6 protein-coding genes are annotated in these 6303 nt (G+C 70.6%); 2 read left to right on the forward strand and 4 right to left on the reverse strand.

The window, feature by feature from the left end:
- The coding region (locus AOK24_RS32500) for a VOC family protein (protein WP_276206872.1) at positions 1–193 on the forward strand (193 nt) is incomplete at its 5' end.
- Between the two features lies 1 nt (position 194).
- On the opposite strand, the gene AOK24_RS32505 is transcribed toward AOK24_RS32500, so the two are convergent.
- Positions 195–1253 (reverse strand): methyltransferase, encoded by a 1059-nt coding sequence (locus tag AOK24_RS32505; RefSeq protein WP_193555405.1) that lies wholly within the window; start codon positions 1251–1253, stop codon positions 195–197.
- 277 nt (positions 1254–1530) lie between these two features.
- Here AOK24_RS32505 and AOK24_RS32510 point away from each other — a divergent pair, with 277 nt between their 5' ends.
- Positions 1531–1881 carry a hypothetical protein gene (locus AOK24_RS32510; protein ID WP_055723610.1) on the forward strand — a complete coding sequence of 117 codons (351 nt, stop codon included), beginning with the start codon at positions 1531–1533 and terminating at the stop codon, positions 1879–1881.
- A 61-nt stretch (positions 1882–1942) separates the two neighbouring features.
- Here the strand turns inward: AOK24_RS32510 and AOK24_RS32515 are convergent, their stop codons facing one another.
- From AOK24_RS32515 to AOK24_RS32525, 3 genes are read right to left on the reverse strand one after another with little or no spacing between them, the layout of a single operon-like run.
- A complete protein-coding gene (locus AOK24_RS32515) occupies positions 1943–3625 on the reverse strand; it encodes a thiamine pyrophosphate-binding protein (RefSeq protein WP_055723611.1) in 1683 nt (560 codons plus the stop codon).
- Positions 3622–4593, reverse strand: a complete 972-nt coding sequence (gene speB / locus AOK24_RS32520) for an agmatinase (protein ID WP_055723612.1) — start codon at positions 4591–4593, stop codon at positions 3622–3624. Before speB ends, AOK24_RS32515 begins: the two co-directional genes overlap by 4 nt.
- 49 nt (positions 4594–4642) lie before the next feature.
- Positions 4643–6112 (reverse strand): sodium:solute symporter family protein, encoded by a 1470-nt coding sequence (locus tag AOK24_RS32525; protein ID WP_055723613.1) that lies wholly within the window; start codon positions 6110–6112, stop codon positions 4643–4645.
- Positions 6113–6303 lie beyond the last annotated feature (191 nt).

Consider the following 6303-nt stretch of genomic DNA (forward strand, 5'->3'; position numbering starts at 1 on the left):
GACCTGGCCGGACCCGACCCGCCCCCAGCAGTTCCATCTGGACTTCGGCGTACGGGACTTGGACGAGGCCCAGTCCCAACTCCTCGCCCTGGGCGCGAAACTCCTCGACGCGGGTTCCCCGAGCCAGAGTTGGCGCGTCTTCGCGGACCCGGCGGGGCATCCCCTGTGCCTGGTCCGCCATCACGGCGGCTGAGTCACTCCTGCGCGGCCACCGCCTCCACCACCGACAGCACCGACTCGGTAGGGATCACCCGGCTCAACTTCAGCCCCGCCGCCTCGAACAGGGCCGCGAAGTCGGAGGCCGTACGCTCACGGCCGCCCAGGGACGCCATCATCATGAGGTCGAGGGTCTTGGACTGGTGGGGTGCGTTGCCGGGCGGGACGACGGCGTCGAGGACGAGGACCTTGCCGCCGGGGGTAAGGGAGTTCCGGCAGTGGCTCAGGAGAGTTACGCAGCGGTCGTCGTCCCAGTCGTGGGTGATGCGCTTCATCATGATGACGTCGCCGGCGGGGACGGCGGTGAAGAAGTCGCCGTCCGCCAGGCTCCAGCGGTCGGCGATGGTCTTGTCGCCGGCCAGGCGGTGGCCCGCGAGGACGTGGGCGCGGTCGTACAACACGCCCTCCAGGCCAGGATTCTGACGCAGCGTCTCCTGGAGCAGGCCGCCGTGTCCGCCGCCGACGTCGACGACCGTACCGCTCGCCGGGAAGTCGTACGCGGCGGCGATGACCGCGTTCTCCGGATCGGACATCGCGGCCATCCCGACATGGAAGACGGCCGCCGTGCGCTCGTCCTGCGCGAAGTAGTCGAAGAACGGCATCCCGAACATCGCGTCGAACGCGGTGACTTGACCGGTGAGACAGCGGGCCAGCTCCCCCGCGGGCTGCCACATGCTCTGGTCGGTGATCATGAGTACGGCCGCCCGCACGGAACCCGGCACGTCGCCGCGCAGCGCCTGCCCGGCCTCGGTGAGGGTGAACGCCCCGAGCGCGTCCTCCTCGACGACGCCGCGGGTCGCGAGGAGCCGGAGCACGCGGTAGAGCCCGCGCTCGTCCGCCCCTGTGGCGACGGCGAGTTGGGCAGGGGTACGGGGACCCTCGGCGAGATGGTCGGCGACCCCGATCTCGGCCGCCGCGCGCAGGGCCGCGGGCTGGAGGAAGCCGAGCGCCTCATCGACGAGGAACGCGCCGGAACGCCGCAGGCGTTCACTCTCCGTCTCCGGACCACCCGCCGCACCGGCCTCACCCTGCACCATGCCGTTCTCCTCGCCACGCAAGCCAAAAGTAACTCCCCGTTCACCTAGAGTGACATGCCGCACCGACAGAGCGGAACACCCGAAAGAGCCAACCTCCCTCAGGAATCAGAAACATCAGAGGCACATCGGAAATCCATAAGAAACCCCTACAGAACCGGCCATCCGGCGTGAACGATCAAGCCGAAGTCACTCCGGACGGCTCCTGGAAGGGGTACGAGACCGGCGACCCGCTCCTAGCATGATCGTCAATTCCCCCCACGGAAACCGGAGTTCACGCATGCGCACCCGTCTCGCCACCCTCGCCGGTTCGGCGCTCCTGGCCACCGCGACCGTTCTGGCCACCTCGCCCGCCGCGTCCGCCGCCGAGACCACGACCTGGCAGCTCACCGGCGTCTCACCGGGGAGGGCGAAGGCCGCGTACGTCTCCTCGCCGACCGCGCGAGGCGTCTGTGTCCAGGCCAACAACCGCTGGACCGACCCGGTCGGCGGCACGATCACGACGCTCGTCTTCACCAACGACTCCAACTGCACCGGCAGCGCAGGGACCCAGTGCCGGACGACGGTCCCGTCGAGCCCGGCGGGCGCGACCCGGATCTTCGACGTCCACTCGTGCCGCTGGGTGGGCTGACTCCCGTGCGGTGAGGGCGGTTTGAGGGCGGTTCACCACCGCCCTCACCCCAACTCCCCCGCTACAGATGCGTCGGCGCGAACATCCGCAGCACCGTCGGCAGCACCACCACCGAAGGGCCGGGCTCCGCAAGGGACTTGGCGAGGTCCTCCGCCAGCGTCTCCACCGAGCTCAGCACCCCCGGCACCCCGAACGACTCGGCCAGCGCCACGAAGTCGGGCCGGACCAGCTCGGTCCCGGTGGCCTCGCCGAACGCGTCGGTCATGTACTCCCGCAGGATGCCGTACCCCCCGTCGTCGACGACGAGCCAGGTCACGTCGAAGCCGTGCTGCCGGGCCGTGGCCAGCTCGGCGACGGAGTACAGCGCGCCCCCGTCCCCGGACACGGCGAGGACGGGCCGGGTCGGATCGGCGGCGGCAGCGCCGAGCGCGGCGGGGAACGCGTACCCCAACCCCCCGGCGCCCTGGGCGGAATGCATGAGGTTGGGCGCCCCGGCGTCGAACCCGGCCCACGCCCAGTACCCCAGGATCGTCATGTCCCAGAACGACGCGGCCCCCTTGGGCAGCGCACGCCGCACAGCCGCCAGCACCCCTTGTTCCAGGCCGAGTTGCTGACCGGCGAGCCGCTCCCCCACCTTGTCCAGCAACTCCCGTACCCGCACCGGCGCTTGCTCGTCGGCCCGGTCGGCGACGGTCTCCAGCAGCGCCTGCACCGCGAGCCGCGCGTCCGCGTGGATGCCGAGCGCGGGATGGTTGGACTCCAGCTTGCCGAGATCCGCCTCGACCTGGATCACCCGGCCGCGCGGCCTGAACGTGTGGTAGTTGGAGGAGAGTTCACCGAGCCCGGAGCCGAGGACGAGCAACACATCGGCGTCTTCGAGGAGTTCGGTGGTGTGCCGGTCCTCCATCCACGACTGGAGCGACAGCGGGTGGGTCCAGGGGAACGCCCCCTTCCCGCCGTACGTCGTCACGACCGGCGCGGAGAGCCGCTCGGCCAGCTTCCGCAGCTTGCCGGAGGCGTCCGCGCGGACCACCCCGCCGCCCGCGACGATCACCGGACGCTCGGCGCGGGCGAGCAAGTCGGCGGCGACGGCGGTGAGTTCGGGCCGGGGCTCCAGCTCCTCCGGGGTCGCGTCGACGCCGGTCACGACAGGGATCGCGGCCGGTGCGAGGAGCACGTCCTGCGGGATCTCCACCCACACCGGCCCGTGCGGCGCGGACAGCGCGGAGCGCCACGCCTCCGCGATCGCCGAGGGGATCTGCGACTGCGTACGGACGGTGTGGACGGACTTCACGACACCCCTGAACGAGGCCGCCTGGTCCGGGAGTTCGTGGAGGTGGCCGTGGCGCCCGCCGCCCAGCCCGGCGGTCGGGACCTGGCTACAGATCGCGAGCACCGGCGCCGAGGCGGCAGCCGCCTCCTGGAGCGCGGCGAGCGAGGTCAGCGCGCCGGGCCCGGTGGACAGCAGCAGCGGCGCCGCCTCACCCGTGACCCGGCCGTACGCGTCGGCCGCGAAGCCCGCGTTGTTCTCCACCCTGAGACCGACATACCTGAGAGGGGAGCGGCGCAGCGCGTCGAACATGCCGAGCGCGTGCTGGCCGGGCAGTCCGAAGACGGTCGTAGCTCCCAGGCTGTACAGGGTTTCCACGACCAGGTCCCCGCCGATCCGCCCGGCGGGCGGGTTCAGCGCGGCCTCGGTCTGGGCCGCCGTGGGACGGAGGACGAGGTCATGGTCGTGAGTCACTGTGCGCGGGCCTCGGCAATCTGGCGGGACATGAGGGTGACCAGCTCGTACGCCGTGTGGGAGGCGGCGACGGAGGTGATCTCGGCGTGGTCGTAAGCCGGAGCAACCTCTACCACATCGGCGGAAACGAGGTTGCACCCGGACAGGCCGCGCAGAATCTCCAGCAGCTCGCGGGACGTCATACCTCCGGCCTCGGGGGTACCCGTACCAGGGGCGTACGCGGGGTCGAGGCAGTCGATGTCGATCGAGATGTACAGCGGCCGGTTCCCCACCCGCTCCCGGAGCTGGTCGGCGACCTCGTCGACGCCGCGCCGCATGACGTCGGCGGAGGTGACGATCCCGAAGCCCATCTTCTCGTCGTCGGTGAGGTCCTGCTTGCCGTAGAGGGGGCCCCGGGTGCCGACGTGCGAGAGCGCCGAGGTGTCGAGGATGCCCTCCTCGACGGCGCGCCGGAACGGGGTGCCGTGCGTGTACTCGGCGCCGAAGTACGTGTCCCAGGTGTCGAGATGGGCGTCGAAGTGCAGCAGCGCGACCGGCCCGTGCTGCTTGGCGACCGCCCGCAGCAGGGGCAGCGCGATGGTGTGGTCGCCGCCGAGGGTCATCAACCGGGCGCCGCTGTACAGGAGTTGGTCGGCGGCGGCCTCGACCGTCTCGACGGCCTCGTTGATGTCGAACGGGTTCACGGCGATGTCCCCGGCGTCCGCGACCTGCGCGAGCGCGAACGGCGAGGCGTCCTGCGCAGGGTTGTACGGCCGCAGCAGGCGCGACGCCTCCCGGACCGCGTTCCCGCCGAACCGCGCCCCCGGCCGGTACGAGACGCCGGAGTCGAACGGAACGCCCACGACGGCGACATCGGCCTGCCCGCCGACCTCGTCGATCCTCGGCAGCCGCGCGAACGTCGCGGGTCCGGCGTAGCGGGGGATGCGGGAGGAGTCGACGGGGCCACGGGGCGTCTCGTACTCGGTCATGCTCAACTGCCTTCTTTCTCACGCCTGTTGGCGTGTCCTGCACTGTCTCCTACGACGAGGTCGCCGCCGTACGGAGCTGATGTTCCGTCAGTTCTGGGGTGTGCCCGGCGAGTCGCTCGCGCCAGGCGGCGAGGACGGCCGCGTCGGTCGGCGGGGTCGCCAGCGAGACGGCGACGTACGCGACGAGGGACGCCGAAAGGCCGTAGTACACGGGCTCGTTGGCGAGGATGCCGTAGGCCGCCATCAGTCCGACGACCGAGCCGCCGCCGACCACGACCGAGGCCAGCGCGCCGTGCACCGTGCCCCGCTTCCACAGCAGTCCGCCGAGGATGGGCACGAGGAGGCCGCCGACGAGGAGGTTGTAGGCGACGGTGAGCGCTTCGACGACGTTGTTGAGGGCTACGGCCGTACCGATCACCGCGATGCCCATGACCAGGATGAACCGCCGGTTGTCGCGGACCTCGTCGCCGCTCTCGGCGCCCGCCGGCCTGCCGCGCAGCCGCGCCCAGATGTCGTTGTTCGCGACCGTCGCGCAGGCGATGAGCGCGCCGGACGACGTCGACATGACCGCCGCGAGCGCCGCCGCCAGCACCAAGCCGCGTACACCGACGGGGAGTTCGTCCTTCACGATCGTCGCGAAGGCGTCGTCCGCCGAACTCAGGTTCGGGTAGAGGACTTTGGCCGCCGTCCCGATGACGGCGCCCGCGAGGGCGTACGCGAGGCAGTACGAACCCGCCACCGTGCCGCCCCACTTGGCGGTGCGGTCGCTGCGGGCTGTGAACACCCGTTGCCAAATGTCCTGGCCGATGAGCATGCCGAACGTGTAGATCAGGACGTAGGTGAAGATCGTCTCGCCGCCGATGCCCAGCGGGTCGAAGTACGAGGTGGGCAACTCGTCGCGCATGGCGCCGAATCCGCCCGCCTTGACGACCGCGATCGGCAGCAGCAGGAGCAGCACGCCGATGGTCTTGACGACGAACTGCACCATGTCCGTGAGGGTGATCGACCACATCCCGCCGAGGGTGGAGTAGGCGACGACGATCGAGCCGCCGAGGACGATCGCGAGGGTGCGGTTCATGTCGAAGAGGACGTCGAAGATGGTGGCGTACGCGATGGTCGAGGTCACCGCCAGCATCAGGGTGTAGGCCCACATGACCACCCCCGAGATGACGCCCGCTCTGCCACCCCCGTACCTCAGGTCGAGCATCTCGGAGACGGTGTACACCTTGAGGCGGGCGATCCGCGCGGAGAAGAAGACGCTCAGGGCGAGCAGACCGAGGCCGATCGTGAAGACCATCCACGCGCCGGACAGGCCGTACTGATACCCCAGACCTACGCCGCCGATGGTGGACGCGCCGCCGAGGACGATCGCCGCCATCGTCCCCGAGTACATCGCGGGTCCCAGCCGGCGGCCCGCCACCAGGAACTCGCTCTTCGAACGGGCCCGGCGCATGCCCCACCAGCCCATGGCCAGCATCCCGGCCAGGTAGACGACGATCACGGTGTAGTCGACGGCCATGGAATCCCTCACTCTGGCTGCGCGCGGAGGCGCTCGTTGTCGCCGTGCGGGTGACGGACTCCGACATTAGGTGGCCGGAAAGAGACTGCGAAGTGTACGTTTCCCGCACCCTCGCGGTACGGGATGGAGGAAACGCACATGCATGGCGAACCATCGACCCCACCGCCGCCCCCGCCGGCACTCTCCACCGC

This window comes from Streptomyces niveiscabiei, from assembly GCF_001419795.1.
In the GTDB taxonomy this organism is placed as follows: domain Bacteria; phylum Actinomycetota; class Actinomycetes; order Streptomycetales; family Streptomycetaceae; genus Streptomyces; species Streptomyces niveiscabiei.

Coding starts and splice junctions, on each gene's coding strand:
- AOK24_RS32525 (WP_055723613.1), bottom strand. CDS start 6,112: ATGGCCGTCGACTACACCGTGATCGTCGTCTACCTGGCCGGGATGCTG.
- AOK24_RS32505 (WP_193555405.1), bottom strand. CDS start 1,253: ATGGTGCAGGGTGAGGCCGGTGCGGCGGGTGGTCCGGAGACGGAGAGT.
- speB (WP_055723612.1), bottom strand. CDS start 4,593: ATGACCGAGTACGAGACGCCCCGTGGCCCCGTCGACTCCTCCCGCATC.
- AOK24_RS32510 (WP_055723610.1), top strand. CDS start 1,531: ATGCGCACCCGTCTCGCCACCCTCGCCGGTTCGGCGCTCCTGGCCACC.